The sequence below is a fragment of the Burkholderia sp. Bp9142 genome (assembly GCF_003853415.1).
Lineage (GTDB): Bacteria > Pseudomonadota > Gammaproteobacteria > Burkholderiales > Burkholderiaceae > Burkholderia.
Map to the genome: position 1 here is coordinate 45,694 of NZ_QTPP01000046.1, position 19,016 is coordinate 64,709.

General features: G+C 67.2%; 17 protein-coding genes and 1 pseudogene. 13 read left to right on the plus strand and 5 right to left on the minus strand.

The features are described 5' to 3' along the window. The first annotated feature begins 355 nt into the window (after positions 1-355). Positions 356-682, plus strand: coding sequence for a DUF4148 domain-containing protein (locus DIE22_RS33020; protein ID WP_124497115.1), 327 nt, complete (start codon positions 356-358; stop codon positions 680-682). A gap of 318 nt (positions 683-1,000) precedes the next feature. On the opposite strand, the gene gcvA is transcribed toward DIE22_RS33020, so the two are convergent. Next, complete coding sequence (gene gcvA, locus DIE22_RS33025; protein ID WP_124497116.1) at positions 1,001-1,903, minus strand: transcriptional regulator GcvA; 903 nt, start codon at positions 1,901-1,903, stop codon at positions 1,001-1,003. Between the two features lie 140 nt (positions 1,904-2,043). On the opposite strand from gcvA, the gene DIE22_RS33030 reads away from it, so the two are divergent. Next, on the plus strand, positions 2,044-3,339 hold the full coding sequence (locus DIE22_RS33030) for an adenylosuccinate synthase (protein ID WP_124497117.1): 1,296 nt from the start codon (positions 2,044-2,046) through the stop codon (positions 3,337-3,339). 230 nt (positions 3,340-3,569) lie between these two features. Continuing rightward, on the plus strand, positions 3,570-4,511 hold the full coding sequence (locus DIE22_RS33035; RefSeq protein WP_124607028.1) for a LysR family transcriptional regulator: 942 nt from the start codon (positions 3,570-3,572) through the stop codon (positions 4,509-4,511). Positions 4,512-4,834: 323 nt separating this feature from the next. Here DIE22_RS33035 and DIE22_RS33040 read toward each other — a convergent pair whose 3' ends face one another. Then, complete coding sequence (locus tag DIE22_RS33040; protein WP_124497119.1) at positions 4,835-5,548, minus strand: dienelactone hydrolase family protein; 714 nt, start codon at positions 5,546-5,548, stop codon at positions 4,835-4,837. A 313-nt stretch (positions 5,549-5,861) separates the two neighbouring features. Next, positions 5,862-6,173: a DUF4148 domain-containing protein gene (locus DIE22_RS33045; protein WP_124607029.1), complete on the minus strand. Its 312-nt coding sequence runs from the start codon at positions 6,171-6,173 to the stop codon at positions 5,862-5,864. Between the two features lie 520 nt (positions 6,174-6,693). On the opposite strand from DIE22_RS33045, the gene DIE22_RS33050 reads away from it, so the two are divergent. Together DIE22_RS33050 and DIE22_RS33055 are read left to right on the plus strand one after the other, a co-directional pair. Further along, positions 6,694-7,149, plus strand: a complete 456-nt coding sequence (locus DIE22_RS33050; RefSeq protein WP_124497121.1) for an antitoxin Xre/MbcA/ParS toxin-binding domain-containing protein — start codon at positions 6,694-6,696, stop codon at positions 7,147-7,149. After that, positions 7,146-7,631: an RES family NAD+ phosphorylase gene (locus DIE22_RS33055; RefSeq protein ID WP_124497122.1), complete on the plus strand. Its 486-nt coding sequence runs from the start codon at positions 7,146-7,148 to the stop codon at positions 7,629-7,631. The genes DIE22_RS33050 and DIE22_RS33055 overlap by 4 nt, the downstream gene beginning before the upstream one ends. Before the next feature lie 30 nt (positions 7,632-7,661). On the opposite strand, the pseudogene DIE22_RS39075 reads toward DIE22_RS33055, so the two are convergent. Then, positions 7,662-7,784 (minus strand): annotated as a pseudogene (locus tag DIE22_RS39075) (site-specific integrase); the annotation flags it as partial. A gap of 238 nt (positions 7,785-8,022) precedes the next feature. On the opposite strand from DIE22_RS39075, the gene DIE22_RS33065 reads away from it, so the two are divergent. From DIE22_RS33065 to DIE22_RS33100, 8 genes are all read left to right on the plus strand, one after another. After that, entirely contained in the window at positions 8,023-10,011 is a 1,989-nt protein-coding gene (locus tag DIE22_RS33065) for a gamma-glutamyltransferase family protein (RefSeq protein ID WP_124497123.1), read from the plus strand. A gap of 93 nt (positions 10,012-10,104) precedes the next feature. Further along, the gene (locus tag DIE22_RS33070; protein ID WP_124607030.1) at positions 10,105-10,527 is read left to right on the plus strand and encodes a hypothetical protein; all 423 of its coding nucleotides are present in this window, start codon (positions 10,105-10,107) and stop codon (positions 10,525-10,527) included. 247 nt (positions 10,528-10,774) lie between these two features. After that, positions 10,775-11,314, plus strand: a complete 540-nt coding sequence (locus DIE22_RS33075; RefSeq protein WP_124607031.1) for a hypothetical protein — start codon at positions 10,775-10,777, stop codon at positions 11,312-11,314. A 259-nt stretch (positions 11,315-11,573) separates the two neighbouring features. After that, positions 11,574-11,750, plus strand: coding sequence for a hypothetical protein (locus DIE22_RS33080; protein ID WP_260426823.1), 177 nt, complete (start codon positions 11,574-11,576; stop codon positions 11,748-11,750). Positions 11,751-11,918: 168 nt separating this feature from the next. Further along, positions 11,919-13,169 (plus strand): DNA repair exonuclease, encoded by a 1,251-nt coding sequence (locus tag DIE22_RS33085; protein WP_124607032.1) that lies wholly within the window; start codon positions 11,919-11,921, stop codon positions 13,167-13,169. A 3-nt stretch (positions 13,170-13,172) separates the two neighbouring features. Next, the gene (locus DIE22_RS33090) at positions 13,173-16,643 is read left to right on the plus strand and encodes a YhaN family protein (protein WP_124607033.1); all 3,471 of its coding nucleotides are present in this window, start codon (positions 13,173-13,175) and stop codon (positions 16,641-16,643) included. Between the two features lie 120 nt (positions 16,644-16,763). After that, complete coding sequence (locus DIE22_RS33095) at positions 16,764-17,288, plus strand: HD domain-containing protein (RefSeq protein ID WP_124497128.1); 525 nt, start codon at positions 16,764-16,766, stop codon at positions 17,286-17,288. A gap of 9 nt (positions 17,289-17,297) precedes the next feature. Next, positions 17,298-17,981 carry a DUF429 domain-containing protein gene (locus DIE22_RS33100; protein ID WP_124607034.1) on the plus strand — a complete coding sequence of 228 codons (684 nt, stop codon included), beginning with the start codon at positions 17,298-17,300 and terminating at the stop codon, positions 17,979-17,981. Positions 17,982-18,160: 179 nt separating this feature from the next. Here the strand turns inward: DIE22_RS33100 and DIE22_RS33105 are convergent, their stop codons facing one another. Next, positions 18,161-18,598, minus strand: a complete 438-nt coding sequence (locus tag DIE22_RS33105) for an ATPase (protein WP_124607035.1) — start codon at positions 18,596-18,598, stop codon at positions 18,161-18,163. Positions 18,599-19,016: the final 418 nt, after the last annotated feature.

The following is a 19,016-nucleotide window of genomic DNA, read 5'->3' on the forward strand; positions in this document are numbered from 1 at the left end:
GCGCGTGCACGACCTGCCGGAACGGATCTCATCGTCACCGGCAACCTGCATCGGATCGACGGAACAATCCGGTTCATCACACGGTTGCCCGCGATCATGCGCGTCGCGTGATGCCGCGAGCGCGGTGCATCGTTGTGGTCCCGGCGACACGAGGATCGGACGAATGCGTGGTACATGTCACGACGCGACGTATCCCATACGTGTATCCCCAAGAATGTGTTCACGATGACGCCACGTTTTTCACAACGCGGTTATGATGCAAAGGCCCTGATCGCGACATGAAGACCGACCAGGGGCAGGGGCGGTATCTCGATCTACTTTCATTCCGTGATTAATCAGAAAAGAGAGTTCAGCGATGCGAATCCAGATCAGAAAACTCACGCTGGCTGCTACGGCAGCCGCCTTCCTCTTCGGCTCGGCGGCTCCGGTGTTCGCGCAGACCGACGCCAGTGCACCGGCCGCATCGGCCGCTCAGGATGCGAAGGCCGCGAAGCGTGAAGCGCACAAGGCAGCACGAGCAAAACGCAAAGCCGAACACAAGGCGGCCCGCGCGAAGAATACCGCCGAACTGAAGAAACTCGAAGACGCTGGTTACAAGCCGGCGGCCAACGATCCGAACTATCCGCAGAACCTGCAGAATGCGCAGAAGAAGGCGGGCGAAGCCGCTGGCGCAAGCCAGTAAGCGTCCTCCACGACCCAAACCCCGGCTCGAGCCGGGGTTTGTCGTTTGTGCTGCGAAAACGCGATACGCGTCCGGGCACCGTGCAGGTATCGTATGCGTATTGATTGATTCGGTATCCTGCGTTTCTTGGGTGGGCAAGTCGACATGCACTCTCCATGAATGAACGCGGTGTTCTGCATGTTCATTCAAAAAGGAATCCTACGGAATATAAAAATCGCCGGATGAATCACGAGGCAATAAAACGTTCATGCACGAGCAATACGTGCCGGCGCACGGCGCTCGAAACCCGCACCAACTGATCGGCCGCAGCCGACATGATCAGCGCCGCGCGTCCGCCGCCGCATTCCCCGTCGTTTTCAGCCAGTCCTTGAATGCCCGCACGGCTTCGTCCTCCGCGCGCGCGTCCGCCACGTAGGCGAAATAGCGCCACGGCGGCAGCGCCGGTTCGCTGAACGGTTGTACCAGCCGGCCTTCGGCAATGTCGTCGGCGACGAGCGCGATCGGCCCCATCGCGACGCCGAGGCCGTCGAGCGCGCCTTGCAGCGTCAGATAGAAATGCTCGAGCGTGAGCGAGTGCCGCGGCACCAGATTCGCGTGGCCGGCGGCCGCGAGCCATTCGGGCCACATGCCGGGATAGGTTGCCGCATGCAGCAGCGTGAAGCCGGCGAGATCGGCTGGGGTACGCAGTGGCCGGCCCTCGAGCAGCTTCGGTGCGCACACGGGCAACCGGACTTCGGACAGGAATTCCTCGGCCACGTACCCGTCGATTGCCTGCGGGCCCCCGCGGACGATCAGGTCGACCTTGTCGCGCAACTTCTCGATCGGCTCGTTCGACGTCGACAGCCGCACCTCGATGGCCGGATGGGCAACCTGGAACGACGACAGCTTCGGCACGAGCCAGCGCAGCGAAAACGTCGCGGGCGCGCTGACGCGCAGCACGCGCTGCTGTCCCTGGCCGAAATGCTGCGCGGTGGCGAGCGCGATCCGGTCGAACGATGCGCCGACCTCGGCGAGGTACGCGCGACCGGCATCGGTCAGCTCGACCCGCCGGTTGTGCCGTTCGAACAGCGGCCGGCCGAGCCAGGTCTCCAGTTGCTGTACATGCCGGCTGATCGCGCCATGTGTCACGCACAGCTCGTCGGCGGCAAGCGTGAAACTGCCGAGCCGGGCCGCGGCTTCGAACGCGCGCAGCGAATTCAATGGAGGGAGTCGTCGGGCCATTCGTCGTTTCGCGTGAATTTTACTCACACGGATGCTCAGATTTAATCGTTTGATCGGGCGATCCGGCTCCGCCAATATGGCACACAAACGGCCGATGCGGCCGGAATATGTGTCTGGATTTCTCACATGGAGCATGGAGCATGCCGAACGTGGTGGTAGTGGGCGCCCAATGGGGCGACGAAGGCAAGGGGCGCGTCGTGGACTGGCTGGCGGCGCAGGCCGATCTCGTCGCCCGCTACAACGGCGGCCACAACGCGGGCCATACGCTGGTCGTCGGCGACAAGACGTACAAGCTCGCGCTGCTGCCGAGCGGCATCGTGCGCGGCAAGCGCGGCGTGATCGGCAACGGCGTGGCGCTCGATCCGGAGGCGCTGCTGGCCGAGATCGGGCGAATGGCCGAACTCGGGCTGTCGGTGACGCCGGACAATCTGTCGATCGCGGAGAACGCCACGCTGGTCCTGCCGATTCACCGTGCGATCGACGAGGCACAGGAGCGCCTGCGTCGCGAACCCATCGGCACCACGCTGCGCGGGATCGGGCCGGCGTACGAGGACAAGGTCGGGCGCCGAGGGCTGCGGGTCGCCGATCTGGCGGAACCGGGCCGGCTTGCCGAGAAGCTCGACGTGCTGGTCGATCACCACAATGCATGGTTTCGCGGCCTGGGGCTCGAGCCGTGCTCGCGCGATGCGATGCTGGCAACGCTGCTCGACATCGCGCCGAAGATCCTGCCGTTCGTGCGTCCCGTGTGGGCCGACCTCAACGACGCGAACGACCGCAGCGAGCGCATCCTGTTCGAGGGCTCGCAGGCCGTGATGCTCGACATCGACTGGGGCACGTATCCGTTCGTGACGTCGTCGGGCACCGTCGCATCGGCCGCGGCGGCCGGCACGGGCCTCGGCGCGTCGAAACTCGGCCACGTGCTGGGCGTGACCAAGGCATACGCGACGCGCGTCGGCGGCGGCCCGTTCCTCACCGAACTGAACGACGCCACCGGCGAAACGCTGCGCGCGCGGGGGCAGGAGTTCGGCGTCAACACCGGCCGCCCGCGCCGCTGCGGATGGCTCGATGCCGCGCAGTTGCGGCAGGCCGTCCGGATCTCGGGGATCGATTCGCTCGCGCTCACCAAGCTCGACGTGCTCGACGGCTTCGCGTCGATCGAGCTGTGCGTCGGCTACGCACTCGACGGTGCACGCGTCGACCATCTGCCCGCGAGTCTCGATGCGCAGTCGCGCGCGACACCCGTCTACGAAACCTTCGCCGGATGGGACGGCACCGTGAAGGGCGTGCGCGAGCGTGCGGCGTTGCCGCGTGCCGCGCAGGATTTCATCGCGCGCGTCGAGGCGGTCGCGGACGTGCCCGTGTCGATGATCACGACCGGTGCCGAGCGCGACGACACGATCGTGCTGAGCAACCCGTTCGAGCGGGCCCGAGCGTGACGCGGCACGCGCAATGCGTGCCCGGCGGGTCGCCGCCGTGCGGCCTGCACCGATCCGGTGCCGCTCGTCCGGCAGCATGCTTGTCGCGTGAATGAGGGTTCGCCGCTGCGGCACACGGCAAACTGGACACGCCTGCACCGCTGCGGTACTGTTCCGCACAATTCGCGCCAGACCGGACCGTGCCGGGGCGGGCGCCGCTGCAAAGCGATTTCAATCCCGGGGACATGTCGATGGACACGTTACAGATGATGCGCATTTTCTCCCGGGTGGCGGAGGAGGGCAGCTTCACGAGCGCGGCCCAACGCCTCGACATCACCACCGCCTACGCATCGCGTTCGGTCGCGCAACTCGAAACGCACCTGCGTACGCGTCTGCTCAACCGGAGCACGCGCCGCATCGCATTGACCGATGCCGGACAGCGCTATCTCGACCGGTGCCAGCGCATCCTCGCCTATATCGACGAAGCGGAAGCCGAGGCGGCCGACGCGCAGGCGAAGCCGTCAGGGCGGCTGCATGTGCACGCGACGACAAGTTTCGGCCAGGCCTACCTGGTGCCCGCGGTCGTGCGATACCGGCAGCGCTACCCGTCGGTGGCGGTCGAGCTCACGCTGTCGCAGCACGTGCCCGACATCATCGACGAAGGCTACGACGTGTCGCTGCAACTGAGCGCGGCGGAATTGCCGGATTCGGGGCTGGTGTCGCAGCGGCTCGGTGATGTGCACAGCGTGCTGTGCGCGTCGCCCGCGTACCTGAAGGAGCGCGGCACGCCGCGCACCGTGCGCGATCTCGAATCACATGCGTGCCTGCAGATCGTCACGTCGATATTTCCGCGCGACCGCTGGCATCTCGACGGCCCTGACGGTCGCGAGACGTTCGACCTGCCGCTGCCGGATTTCCAGGTCAACATCGCAGACGCGCTCGGCGCCGCGCTGCGCGCCGGCCTCGGGATCGGCTCATTGCCGATGTCGACCGCGGTGCCCGCGCTCGCGAGCGGCGCGCTGGTTCGCGTGTTGCCCGAGTATCGGCTGCAGAAGCTGACGGTCTACACGATGTACGCATCGCGCCAGTACCTCGACGCGAAGATCCGGACGTTCGTCGATTTCCTGCGGGAATGCGTGCCTGAAATGCTGGCCGCCGACGAGGCGGCGCTGCGCGGTTCCTGCGAGTCCTGAGCGCGAGTGGGCAACGTGTGCCGGGTCGATTGACGTGGCACACGTCAGGTCGTTCATGAATCGACGTTGGTCCGTATCAGATACTTCGCATACCGAATTTGATTCCGAAGACGATTCGACGCGACGTCTCCAATCGGTTGCATCGCTCGATGCATGCCCCGCCGGGCGGGCATCCTGCCGAACGCGTCGACGTCAGCCAGGCGGCGGTGCCGTCGCTCGCGTAGCGAATTCGTACCCGTAAACGACGACGCCACGGATGCAGGTCCGTGGCGTTTTGCATTCCGTGCATCGCTGCACGGCAGCGGCGGGTGCCCGCTGCGATATTACTGCTGCTTGCCCCAGAGCGTGCGCCCGAAGAACGTGAGCGTGCGATCCCACGCGATCTGCGACCACACCGGATCGAACTGCGTGCCGCCGATGCGGCCGGGGCCGACGGCCGTTTCGTTCGCGAACGCGTGATGCGCGAGATAGCGGTGGAATTCGATGTCGACCTTCGCATCGGTCAGCTTCTTCTCCAGCGCATCGACCTGGTCGATCGTGAAGAACGCATCCTGCGTACCCCAGTGACCTATCAGCGGCACCTTGATCTTCGATGGATCGAGGTAGTCGAGCGGAGGGAAGCCGTACCACGTGACGCCGGCATCCGCATCGGCGAACTGCAGCGACAGCAGCGTGAGTGCGCCGCCCATGCAGAAACCGGTGACCGCCACGCGCGACGCGCGCGACTTCAGGTATTGCACCGCGCCGGGTATGTCCTGCGACGCGGCGTCGCCGAAATCGAGGCCGGTCATCAGGTGATGGGCTTCTTCCTCCTCGACCGTCGACTTGCCGCGATACAGGTCGGGCACGAGCGCGAAGTAGCCGCAGCGCGCGAGGCGATCGGCGACGCCGCGGATCTGGTCATTGAGACCCCACCACTCCTGGATGACGACGACCGCGGGTGCACCTTCGGTCTTTTCCGGCGTGGCGAGGTAGCCCTGCAGTTCCTGGCCGTCCGGGCGGCGAAACGTGATCATGGAACCGGATGTTTGAGACATGAAACCGCTCCTTGTCGAAAAATGCGATGAGTGCGGCATCGGGTCGGCCAGCGAGTGCGGTATGCCCCGGTGACTCGAGGCTTCGCTCGCGTTCGCTTCGGCCGGCGCCGACCACGCGGCCATTCTATGCGCAAACGCCGGCGGTCTGCGTGAACGGTGCGCGGCGGTGGCCGATTCGCGCTCGCGGATCGATCGTGCTTCGTGCACCGCGCATGTCGCATGCGCCGAAAACGCAACACCCCGCCCCGATGAACGGGAGCGGGGTGTTGCGTCGGCAGCGGGCGTATCGCGGGTCGCGTCGCGTGCGGCGGTCTTACTGACCGAAATAGACCGAGTCGCGAGCGTTCTGCTTGACCGCGATCGCGCGGCCTGCGCGCACGCCGGCGGCGGCCTGCGCGCCGTAACCCGTTGCGTCGCTGTTCGTCACCCTTGCCTGCGCGGTCTGCAGTGCATTCGGATAGTGGACGTCGGACACTTCCGGCTTGTACCCGGCCTGTTCGAGCTGGACGAGTTCTGCGCGGACCTGGGCGCGCGTCAGTTGGCCCGACGGGTTCGACTGAGCGAATGCGCCAAACGATGCGGACAGGGCGGTGGCAGCGGCGATTGCGTAGATGAACGACTTCATGATGACCTCCGGTTTTCGTAGATTTCGCGCTTCGCTTGTTGCGTCGAGCGGTTGATTGCATCGTAGCGATCGCGATACCGGTCGGAAATAGCCGTTCCAGCGAATAATTATTGCAACTGGGTAAACGATTCGCGGGGAAAGCGGAGGTTTTGTCTGATGATTTCGGGCGTGGCGGATTGTCGTCACGCGTATCGCATCATTCCTCGACAACCGCCCGTCCGATCGTCGGCGTAGGCCGGCTGATCGGGTTCCAGTTTGCCGGTGGTTATTCATTAGAAAAATTGTTACGTGACAACCACATGACGTCAGCGAGTGACGTTATATGCTGGATTTCGCCATCCCCGCACCAGGGCGAATCTTCGATTCGCACCAGCCCCGACAATGCGTGACGGGACGGGGCGGCGAGCGGAAGCCGTTCCGCCGACACTCGCAACCGAGCGCCATCGAACCGCCGACGACTCGATCCACCAGCATTCGGCAAAACGCCTATAATGATTGGGCAAATTGCCGGAGAAGAATCATGAGCACGATCGCGTTTCACCCTTCGGGCGTCGCGCATCCGCGTCAGGCCGAATTCACGATACTCGAGCAACTGCTCGCGATTCGCGTGCGCTCGGGCGCCGATCTCGCCGAGCTGGCGAGCGCGCGTGTCGACGTCGCGGTGATCGATCGGCTGTCGGAGCGCGGCCTGAAGTCGGACGAACTCGCCTTCATCATTCCGCGGCGCACGCTGAGCCATCGCCGCCAGGCGCATGAGCGCCTGTCGCCGGAGGAGTCCGACAAGGCGATCCGGCTGGCGCGTATCGTCGCGCAGGCGACGGCCACGTTCGGCGACCAGGACAAGGCGATGGCGTGGCTGCGCAACGGGCTCCAGCGCTTCGGCGGCCGCACGTCGCTCGACATGTCGAGCACCGAGCACGGCGCGCGACTCGTCGAAGAAGTCCTCACGCAGATCGACGAGGGGTACTTCGCTTGACGACGCTGTGGCGAATCAGCAATTACGCCGACCTGAAAGGCATCGGCGGATTGCGGGCCGGCGGGCGCTGGCATTTTGCCGGGCAGCCCGTCGTCTACCTCGCCGAGCATCCGGCGCTCGCGCTGCTCGAGACGCTCGTTCATTTCGAAATCGCCACCGTTGCGCAATTGCCGAGCGGATACCAGTTGCTGCGCGTCGAGGTGCCTGAGTCGGTGGACGTTGCCGAGATCGCGGAAGGCGATGCACCGGCCGACTGGCGAGAGAACGTCGACTGGACCCGCAGCGCCGGCACCGAGTGGCTGCACACGCAGCCGAGCGCGCTGCTGCGCGTACCGAGCGTCGTCGTGCCGCACGCGCACAACTTCCTGTTGAATCCGCTGCACCCGGCCGCATCGGACATCCGCATCGCGGAAGTCATGCAGTCACCGTACGACAGCCGGATTCTGCGGCTGATCCAGCCGAACAAGCGCGAACGGGGCTGATCGGCGGCATCGCGTACACGACGCCGCCCCGCGTTCGCGCGCGGCGCGATCCGCGGCCGCATCGGGCGCCGGCGTCTGCCGGATTCGCGTGACCGTTCGCGCGCTGGCGAGGCCAGGCATCGCGCTGACATCGGCATGCGCAAGGCCGTCTAGCATCCGGCCGCGCGGGCAATCACGCCGTCAATGCGCGGTATGCGTCTCGGCATTTCCCTCGAGAGGATCGCGAGCCGGTTCAATCACGTTGCATGCACAACTGCCGGTTACCTCGCCCCATTCCCTTGTTGCGCAAAAAAATCCGTTCGTGGGACTATCGATCGCATCGCCCGCCCGCCGAGGGGCGCGCAGGCAGCGTGACGCACATCGCAACGACCGACAAGAATCCCGAGAGACTATGAACCGAACAGCGATTTTCCCGTACGTGTCCGCATTGGTCGCGGCCGTCCTGATGACGGCGTGCGGCAGTGACGAAATCGAAAACAGCGCAGGCGCCACGTCGTCTCCCGTATCCGACGCGAGCTGCCTCGCGATCGACAACAGCGGCTCGACGGTCGTCGTGGGCTCGAACCAGCCGGGCGATCCGTCGCTGCCTGAAGCATCGTCCGGTTACCGCACCGGCATGAAACCCGTCCATGCGAAGACGTACCTGGTGGCGACCTCGAATGCGTTTGCGAGCGCGGCCGGTTGCGCGGTGCTGAAGCGGGGCGGCACGGCCGCCGATGCGGCCGTCGCCGTGCAGGCCGTGCTCGGCCTGACGGTGCCCGAGGCGACCGGCCTCGGCTCGGGCGGCGTGCTGCTCTACTACGACGCGCGCGGCAAGACGCTGCAGGCGTACGACGGACGGGAAACGGCGCCGGCCGCGGCAACGGAGAACTACCTGCGCTACGTCGACGACCGGAACGACCAGTCGGCGCCGCAACCGAACGCGCGCGCAAGCGGCCGTTCGATCGGCACGATCGGCGTACCGCGGCTCATCGAGTCGTTGCAGCAGGATCACGGCAAGCTGCCGTGGCAGGGGCTGTTCGGCGATGCGATCACGCTCGCGACCAACGGCTTCCCGATTGGCGGCCGGCTGGCCGATGCGATTGCGTTGAACGCCGCGAACCTGAAGCGCGATCCCGAGGCCGCCGCGTATTTCCTGAATGCGGACGGCACGCCGAAAACGCTCGGCACCGTGCTGAAGAACCCGGCTTACGCGCACACGCTGACGCTGATGGCGCAGTCCGGCGCGAACGCGCTGTACACGGGACAGATCGCGCAGGACATCGTCGCGAAGATCGCGACGACGCAGGGCGCCGACGGCTCGACGATCACGCCGGGCAAGACGACCGTCGCCGACCTGGCCGCGTACCAGGCGAAGCGTCGCGAACCCGTGTGCACGACCTATCGCAGCTACTGGGTATGCGGGATGCCGCCGCCGTCGTCGGGCGGTATCGCGGTCGCGTCGGCGCTCGGCATCCTCGAGAACTTCGACCTGGCGCCGCTGAAGCCCACGGCGATCGATCTCGAAGGCGGCAAGCCGACCGTCGCCGGCGTGCACCTGATCACCGAAGCCGAGCGTCTCGCGTATGCCGATCGCGACAAGTACGTGGCCGATACGGATTTCGTGCCGCTGCCGGGCGGCACGTGGGACACGCTGCTGAACAAGCCGTACCTGAAGTCGCGCGCCGCATTGATCGACACGAGCCGCAGCATGGGCACCGCGCAGCCCGGCAATTTCGGCGCGGTGCCGCTCGGCGTCGACACGACGCTGATCGAACACGGCACGAACCAGTTCACGATCGTCGATGGCGAGGGCAGCGTGTTGAGCGCGACGACGACCGTCGAGTCGAGCATGGGCTCGTTCCACATGACCCACGGCTTCCTGCTGAACAACCAGCTGACCGATTTCTCGGCGAATCCGGTCGACAGTGCCGGCAATCCGGTGGCGAACCGCGTGCAGCCGGGCAAGCGGCCGCGCAGCTCGATGGCGCCGACGATCGTGTTCGGCAAGGCGGCGGACGGCTCGCGTGGCGATTTCGTGATGGCTACCGGTTCGCCGGGCGGCGGCACGATTCCGCAATACGTGGTGAAGACGCTCGTCGGCGCGCTCGACTGGGGGCTCGATGCGCAGCAGTCCGCGGGCCTCGTCGACTTCGGCGCGAGCAACAGCCCGACGACGAACATCGGCGGCGAGCATCCGAACGTCGCCGCGTCGAACAACGGCGCGAACGATCCGCTGATCACGGGGCTCGTCGCGCTCGGGCACAAGGTATCGACGTCGGCGCAGGCGAGCGGCGTCAACACCGTGATGCGCGTGACGGTCGGACAGTCGCCCGCGCTGCAGGGCGGTACCGATCCGCGTCGCGAAGGCGTCGTGCTCGGCGACACATTCAGGCCGTAAGCGCACGTGTCGGAGGAGGGCGTGCGGCTCCGGTCTGCCGGTAGCGGCGGACGCGGTGCCGTGCATCGCCGATGCGGAACATGAAAGCGGCGCATGGCAGCAAGGATCGACGAACAGAACGGCCACGCATCGTGGCAAGGGGCCACCGTGACGAACGCGCATCTGCTTGAAATGGATGCAATCCTGTCCAGTCCGGGATTTTTCGATTTCCTCGGCGATGTCGATTGCGATCGCGTGCTGGCCAGCCGCGACGCGGCGCCGTTCGATGCCTGCTGGATGACGGCGTTCGACGAAGTCGATGGCGATCCGGGGGCCGCGCTCGACAAGCCGGCCGTGGATGCGCTCAGGGAAAAGGCGTTCAGGCTCGCGTTCCGGGCATCGGGGAATGTGGACATCGCGGCGTGCGTGTCCGACGACATCGACCTGATCGCGAGAAGCCGGTTGTCGGGCCGCACCGACGGTTGGCCGACCCGCGTCCTTTGGGATGCCTACAGGAACGGTCGCTTTCCCTGCTAGCCGATGCGTTGTGCCGGGCGCGCCGATGCATGGCATCGGGCGACGCCAATCACGCGCCGGTCGCGATGTTTGTCAAACAGTGTGAGTCAATCGTCAGCATTTGCAACCGAAGTAACAGTCCCCGCAATTCGATCGTTTTGGACGTCGGCGCCGCTACATTAGCTCCACCTGCCGCACGTCGCGGTGAGGCATGCGACCAGCCGCACGAGGGCGGCCCGCAGCAACAACGTCTTTGGGGAGAATGACCATGAACAAGATTCGCACGATCCTGCTTGGTGCCGCGCTGACGGCAATCGCATCGGCTGCTTTCGCACAAACGGCGCAGACGGGCGCAGAGGGTTCCGCCGGTGTCGGCGCACAAGTCCAGACGCCGCTGCTCGGCGGCGGCGTGGGCGTGCAGGCCGGTGCGGGCGCGAATGCCGCGGGCTCGGGTTCGGGCGCAGGCAACCTCGTCGGCGGTGCGCTGCAGGGCGCCGGCAAGACGGTCGGCGGCGTCGGCTCGGCGGCCGGCAACGCGGTCGGTGGCGCGACGCAAGCAGTCGGCTCGGCTGCCGGTTCGGCGAAGGATGCCGCGGCATCGGCGGTGCACGCGACGAAGTCGCACGTGAAGCACGTCGCGAACTCGGCGAAGAGCCACGCGCAAGGTGCGGTGTCGACGGCGGGTGAGGTTGCCGGCGGCGCGAAGGCGAAGGCCGGCGAAGCGCTCGACGGCGCGACGAACTCGGTGCAGGGCGGCGCATCGGTTGGCGTGAAGGGTTCGGCGTCGGCACAAGGCGGCGCGCAGTAAGCGATACGCTTCCCACGAAAGCCCGGTCCGCTTCGATGCGGGCCGGGCTTTTTTACTGATGCGCCGCGCATCGTGACCGGGTGCGTGTGCCGCGGACCGAAACGGGCGGCCGCGCACCCTCTGCCCATTGCCTGCCCGCCATGCTTAAATAGCGGGGCTCCCGGTCGCCGGGCCGCCCTCACGACGACACCGGTCCAGGCAAGCATGTCCGATCGGCAGCAAGAGCCGCGATGAAGTCGCGGCGTTTCACTTCGCGTCGGTGCCCGACAGCTACGTCGCGAATTCGAAGTACGGCGATACGGCGAACGTCGGAGTGATCGGTGTTGCATTGTTCGCGCAGAAGGGAAGCGACGAGGAAGCGCGGCGTCGCAATGCGAATCCGTTCCCGGGCAACGACAACGGTTTTGCGCCGCCGCCCGTGCCGCGCGGCGAGTGACGCGCGCGGGACGAACAGCGCGGTCGTCGGGGTGCCGGGCCGTGCGCATGCGCGGCGTCCGCTTTCAGGTACCATCCCGACCCGCAGGCGACGGGCGGCCGTGCCCGGCGTTCGACAGCGCACGATGCCGGTCGACAGCGCCCTTCGTCATGAAACAGAGGAATCTTCGTGAAGTTCATCCACGCGGCAGACATTCACCTTGACAGCCCGTTGCACGGCCTGAGCGCGTATCCCGACGCGCCGGCCGCGCAGTTGCGCAACGCCTCGCGCGAGGCGCTGCGGCAGCTCGTGGATCGTGCGATCGAAGAGGAGGTTGCGTTCCTCGTGATTGCCGGCGACCTGTACGACGGCGACTGGAAGGACCACAACACCGGCATTTTCTTCGGCCAGCAGATGGGCCGCTTGCGCAAGGCCGGGATTCGCGCATTCGTGCTCGGCGGCAATCACGACGCCGAAAGCGAGATGACGAAGAAGCTGACCTTGCCCGACAACGTCACCGTGTTCGGCCACCGCAAGCCGGAAACCCATCGGCTGCCGGAATTCGACGTGGCGCTGCACGGGCAGAGCTTCAAGGACAAGGCCATCGTCGACAATCTCGCGATCGGCTATCCGGATCTCGTGCCGGGCTGCTACAACATCGGCGTGCTGCACACCGCGCTCGAAGGCTATGCGGCGCATGCGAACTATGCGCCGTGCACGCTGGCGGAACTGCACGTGAAAGGCTACGACTACTGGGCGCTCGGCCACGTGCACGAATTCCAGCAATGGTCGGGGCCGTCGACCGTCGTGTTTCCCGGCAACCTGCAGGGTCGTCATATCCGCGAGACGGGCCGGCGCGGCGCGGTGCTCGTGACGGTCGAGCAGGGTCGCACGCACGTCGAGCGCCTGTACCTCGACGTGCTGCGCTGGGAAGCCGTATCGGTCGACGCGTCCGACTGCTTCACGGTCGCCGACCTGTCGAGAAAGATCGGCCAGTCGCTGGAGGCGCTGTTGAGCGTCGATGGCCACGTGCCGCGCGCGGTGCGCGTGACGGTCACGGGACGCACGTCCGCGCACGGTCTCTTTTTCGGCCGCGCGCCGCAATTGCGCGCGGAGGTGCTGAACCAGATCGGCATCATCGGCAACGAACGGCTGTGGCTGGAGAAGGTCCGGCTCGCGACGTCCGCGCCCGAGCAGCCGCGGGGCGAGAGCGAGCAGCTCGAGGCGCTGGAGGACCTGAAGCAGATCCTGGCCGACGCCGCACACGATCCGGACTTCCTCGCGCTGCTCGAGCGCGACCTGAAGCCGTTCGTCGGCAAGGTGCGCAGTGACGTGAAGGAGGAGGTGCCGCTGCTGACGATGGCGCGCGCCGGCGAACTCACGGCGCTGGTCGAGCAGGTCGGCCCCGCGTTGCTCGCGCGGCTGGCGAGGGGGGAATAAGCGATGCGCATCAGCCAGCTCGATCTGATCAAGTACGGCAAGTTCACCGACGAGACGCTGCGTTTTCCGTCGGCCGGCCAGGATTTCCACGTGATCGTGGGGCCGAACGAGGCCGGCAAGTCGACGATCCGGACGGCCGTGTCGGAACTGCTGTTCGGGATGAAGCTGCAGACGCCGCTCGACTTCCTGCATGCGACGCCCGAACTGCGGATCGGCGGCGTGCTGGACGGCGGTGCCGGCGCGCTCGCATTTCATCGTGCCCGCGGGCGCAGCCCGTTGCGCACGCCCGCCGACGACAAGCTGCCGGACAACTATCTCGACGCCATCCTCGACGGCGCGACGCGCGAGTTCTTCGAGCAGATGTTCGGGCTCGACCATGCGCGGCTCGTCGACGGCGGCCGGAGCATACTCGACGCGTCCGACAAGCTCGGCCAGGTGCTGTTCGAATCGGCGGCGGGTGTCGGCACGCTCGGGCCCGTGCGCGAGGAACTCGACGCGCGCTCGGGCGAGCTGTGGGCGCCGCGACGCAGCGGCAGCGCGTTCGCGCAGGCCGAGACTTCGTTCAACGAAGCGGTCGGCGAACTGAAGGCGGTCCAGGTGCGCACGCGCGACTGGGTCGATCGCAAGGAGGCGCGCGATGCGGTCGAGCAGGAGATCGAGCAGGCGCGCGCGGAGCAGCGCCGCCTTGAAGCGCTGCGCTCGAAGCTCGAGCGCGTGCGGCGGCTGGCGCCGTACCTGAAGGAATTGACGATCAAGGAAGCGGCGCTTGCCGAACTGGGCGCCGTCGTCGAGTTGCCGCCGACCGCGTATGCGGACCTGCTGAAAGCGCAAGGCGATCTCGCGGCCGAACAGAAGGTGCTCGAGGAGCGCCGTGCGGACCTGCTCGCGAAACGGCAGGCGCGCGATGCGATCGATCCGGATGTCGACGCGCTGGCGCTCGAAGGTGACATCGAGGCGCTCGACCGGTTGCGCGGCGCATGCATGAATCACGCACAGGATCTGCTGTTGCTCGGTGCGGACGTCGAGCGGCATCTGTCCGCCGCCGGTTCCGCTGCCGCTCAGCTCGGCTGGCCGACCGACGAGGCGTCGCTGCGCGCGGCATTGCCGACCGCGCTGTCGCTGAAGACGGTCGCGAACCAGTTGCGCGACCACGGCGCGCTGCATCAGGCATTGGCAGGCGCGCGCGAATCGCTCGCCGAGCGCACGCAGGAACTCGCGCAGGCGCAGGAACAACTGGCGCGCCTGCCGACGGTCGATGTGCCGGAAGTGCTTCGTGCGGCGCTCGCCGATGCGCAGGGCTTCCGCAACAGCGGTCAGCGCGAACAGGCGCTCGAGCGCGACATCGCTGCCGCCGAGCGCATGCTCGCCGACGCGCTCGATGCACTCGGCCAGTGGCGCCAGCCGGTCGACGCGCTGCGCGTGCTCGATGTGCCGTCGGCGGCGCGGCTCGGCGCGCTGCTCAACGAAGCAAGCGAGCGCGCGAGTGCGGCGGCGGCCGCACGCGATGCACGGGACGTCGCGCAGGAAGAACACGAGCGGCTCGAATTGCAGGAGAAGCATTTCGCGGAAACCCACAAGGTCGTCACGACCGCTGAAGTACTGGCGGCGCGCGCGCGTCGCGACGGTGCGTGGGGCGACATCCGCAGCGGCGCGGTCGAGCTTGCAACGGGTGCGCCGGCCGTCGACGATGCGATTCGCCTCGCCGACGAACTCGTCGATGCGCAGCTCGGCGCCACGCAAGCGGCGGCGACGCTGCAATCGCTGCGTCAGCAGGTCGAGTCCGCGCGCACCGTGCTGACGCGCCGGCAGGCGGCAATGGACGAGCGTGAGCGCGAGCGGGCCGCGCATCGCGACGCGTGGTCCGAACTGGCGACCACGGCCGGCGTGCCCGGCATGCCGCTGGCGGCGATGGGAGACTGGCTCGCGAAGCGCGACGCGGTGTTTGCCGCGCAGCTCGAGCTTGACCGCCAGCGCCGCGAATTCGCGACGATCCGCGATGCGCGGGCCGGCGCGGAAACCGCGTTGCGTGCGGCGCTGCGCCAAGTATCGCGCGGCAGCGACGCCGACGGTCTGGCGGCACTCATCGCGATCGCCGAGACGTTCGTGCAATCGGCCGAGAAGGCGCGCGCGCAGAAGGACAGCCTCGAGGAGCGCGCGCGCGAAGCCGAACGCGGATGCGCGACGGCCCGTTCACGCGCCGGCCAGGCCCAGACCGCCTACGATGCGTGGCACGCGCAATGGCGCGACGCGCTCGCCGACGCGAAGCTGTCCGCGAACGCGGTGACGCTGGCGGCGGCGGAAGGGGCGCTCGGGCTCGCGAATGCGGTGACGGCCGAACTGGCCGACGCCGATGCGCCGCGCAACCGGATGGCCGCGATCCGTGCCGAGCTGGCTGCGCTCGAGGCAGGCGCGCGGCGGCTGGCCGAAGCGCTCGAGCCCGCATGGCTGGCGAGCGGCGACTGGCTGGACGTTGCGCGCCGGTTGACGATGCGGGTGGCGGCCGCACGGGAAACCGCGCGCGCGATCGGGCGTGCCGACGAGGCGGTGCGGCAGGCCGACGGCAAGGTCGCCGACGCGGCCGCCGCGGTGGCGGGTGCGGATGCGCGCATTCAGCCGTTGCTGCAACTGGCCGGCGTCGTGTCAGTCGACGCGGCGCTGCCGCTGGCCGAGCGGTCGGATCGGCAGCGCCAGCTTCGGCAGGCCGTCGATGCCGCGAAGGAGGCGCTGGTGCGCGACGGCGACGGGTTGTCCCAGGCGGCCGTCGAGGCCGAGGTCGCGGAACAGGACATCGCCGACGTGCCCGCGCATCTCGAAGCGGTGAAGCAGTCGCTCGGCGACGTCGGCAAGCGCCTGAACGCGCTCGCGCAGCAGCAGGTCGTCGCCCAGCAGGCGTTCGGCGCGATCGACGGCCAGGCGAACGCGGCCGTGGCCGAGGCGAAGCGGCAGGAAGCGCTGGCCGCGATGGGCGACGCGGCCGAACAGTATCTGGAAGCGGCGACCGCGAGCCGTCTGCTGAAGTGGGCGACCGATCGCTATCGCGACCAGAAGCAGGGGCCGATGCTGCGCCGGGCGGGCGAGATTTTCGCGGGGCTCACGCTCGGCGAATTCGCGCGGCTGACCGTCGACACCGAACGGACGCCGCCCGCGCTGTACGCGCGGCGCACGAAGGGCACGTCGGTCGAGGTCGCCGGCCTGAGCGAAGGGACGCGCGATCAGCTGTTCCTCGCGCTGCGGATCGCGGCGCTCGAACTGCAGCTCGCCAGCCGGACCGGGCTGCCGTTCGTTGCCGACGATCTGTTCATCAACTTCGACGATGCGCGCGCGAAGGCGGGGCTCGAGGCGCTGCGCGATCTGTCGACGCGGACCCAGGTGCTGTTCCTGACGCACCACGATCACCTGCTGCCGCTCGTGCGGGACGTGTTCGGCGCGCAGGTCAACGTGGTCGCGCTGCAGCGCGAGGCGGCCGGCGCATGACGCCGGGCGGCTCGATGTTCCAATACGTGGGAATGGTCATCGCGTACAGGTAGTATGTGCGGTTCCGAAACGCACGCGACCGGTTCGGCCGGTCGCGGTCCGGCCACACGAGGGATCAACATGAACAAGCTGGTAGCTGCCATCGCGTTCGCGGCGGACAAGCATCGCAATCAACGGCGCAAGGACGACGAGGCGTCGCCGTACATCAACCATCCGATCGCGCTGGCCGATGTGCTGGCCAACGAAGCCGGCATCGAGGACGAGCGCGTGATCGTCGCGGCGGTGTTGCACGACACGATCGAGGATACGGAGACCACCGAGCAGGAACTGCTGCGGCTGTTCGGCAAGGACGTCGCGGACATCGTGATGGAAGTCACCGACGACAAGGCGCTGCCGAAGGACGAGCGCAAGCGGCTGCAGGTCGAGCATGCGGCGAGCATCAGCCGGCGCGCGAAGCTCGTGAAGCTGGCCGACAAGATCTGCAACCTGCGCGACATCGCGCGGCATCCGCCCGCGGACTGGCCGCTCGAGCGCAAGCAGGCGTACTTCGACTGGGCGAAGTCGGTTGTCGACCGGATGCGCGGCGTGCATCCCGGCCTGGAAGGGATCTTCGATGCCGCGTACGACGCGCGGCCGGCGGACTGACGCGCAGCCATGCAGGCGGCCCGACCCCGATCCGTCGTGCGGTCATCGCCTGCGGTGGCGGGCGTCGACGTGGGCGGCGACAAGAAGCAATGCGATCTCGTGATCCTGCGCGGCTCGACGATCGTCTGCCGCGAGGCGCGGATCGCACCCGAAGCGCTGCCTTCGCTGTGTATCGAGCATGACGTGGTGGCCGTCGGCGTCGATGCGCCGAGCCTGTGGTGGACGGGAGGCGGGCGCCGCGCGGCCGAGCAGGCGCTCGCGCGTGAACGGATCTCGTGCTTTCCGACGCCGTCGCGCGAGCAGGCCGTGGCGAGCCCGTCGGGCTTCTTCGACTGGATGTTCATGGGCGAGCGCGTCTACCGCGCGCTGACGGATGCCTATCCGCTGCTCACCGACGCACGGTATGCCGGCGGGCGCGTGAGCTTCGAAACCTATCCGTACGCGATTACCTGCGCGATGCTCGGCAAGGCGATTGCGTCGGCGAAGCAGAAACGCAACCAGCGCCGGCAATTGCTGGCGCAACTCGGGATCGACGTGTCGACACTGCGCTCGGTCGACGCGCGGGACGCCACGCTGTGCGCGTTGACCGCGCAATACGTGATCGACGGAAACGCGCACGCGTATGGCGATGCGGAGGGCGGGTATATCCGTGTGCCGATCGTCGGCGAGACGATCGTGCTCGATACGCTCTAGTCAGGGGCCGCGGCTGGATGCTACCCGTGAATCCGTGACGGCGAGGTGAGCTTTTTCGGGAGACGTATCGGACTGTCGGCGTCAGGGTGTCGAGCAGTGGCAGCCGGTCGGCATGTGCGAAGCCGGTGGCGTGCGCAACATATGCAGTCGATGCAACGTACGCCTCCCGGCCGTGATGCTCAGTCTTCGAGAATGGACTTCGGCACGCTGGAGAGATCGCAAGCGTCCGCTTGCTCGAAATAGGCGTGCGAATCGTCGATCATCACGACCGCGACGTCGATCAGTTCGTCGAGCCGCTGCAGCAGCGATTCGCGCCACTCGATGTCCTCGTCGCGCTCGGGCGTCTTGTCGAGCTGCTCGATGATCGAATCGGCCGTCTGCAGGAACGGGATCGCCTGCTGATAGTTTTCGATCGAGACCAGCGCGGCGTTGCGTGCGCCGACCAGCCGTTCGCGATGCTCGTCCGCCAGTTCGGACTCGCCGCTGATGCGCGGCAGGACATCCGAGATGCGTTGCAGAAGCGGCGGGACCTGTTCCTCCAGCATGACGGCGCGCTCGCGCAGCGCCGCATATTCGTCGCGAAGATCGGTGTCGCCGGATTGAGTGGTGCTGTCCATCGTTGGTTGGTGTGAGTGCGTTGTTCGATCGCGGCATGATACTCGACGGCGTGCGCCCCTTTGTTTGTTCCGCAGTGTGGTGACTGGCGCGGGGCAGATGCGGAGCGTGGTCGAACAGAAGGTGGTGGCGACTTTCTATATAGGTGGAAAGTAGGACTCGCGTCGGATCCGTCGCGGGCTTCTCGCGCCGCAGTCCGTAGAGCGCCACACCCCAGGCCCCCGTGCGCGGCAGCGCACGGGGGCTTTTTCAAAATATTTTCACAAAGGGGGTTGCGGAGACGGTGGCGGGTGCATAGAATCACGCCTCTTTCGCGCTAACGGAAACGCGGCGCGGGGGAAGAAGGGAAGCGGTGCGGTCGGGTTGGCGGTAGGGACCCGGGCGGCACTGGAAGTTGAGCCCCGGTCGTCGCAACGAAGC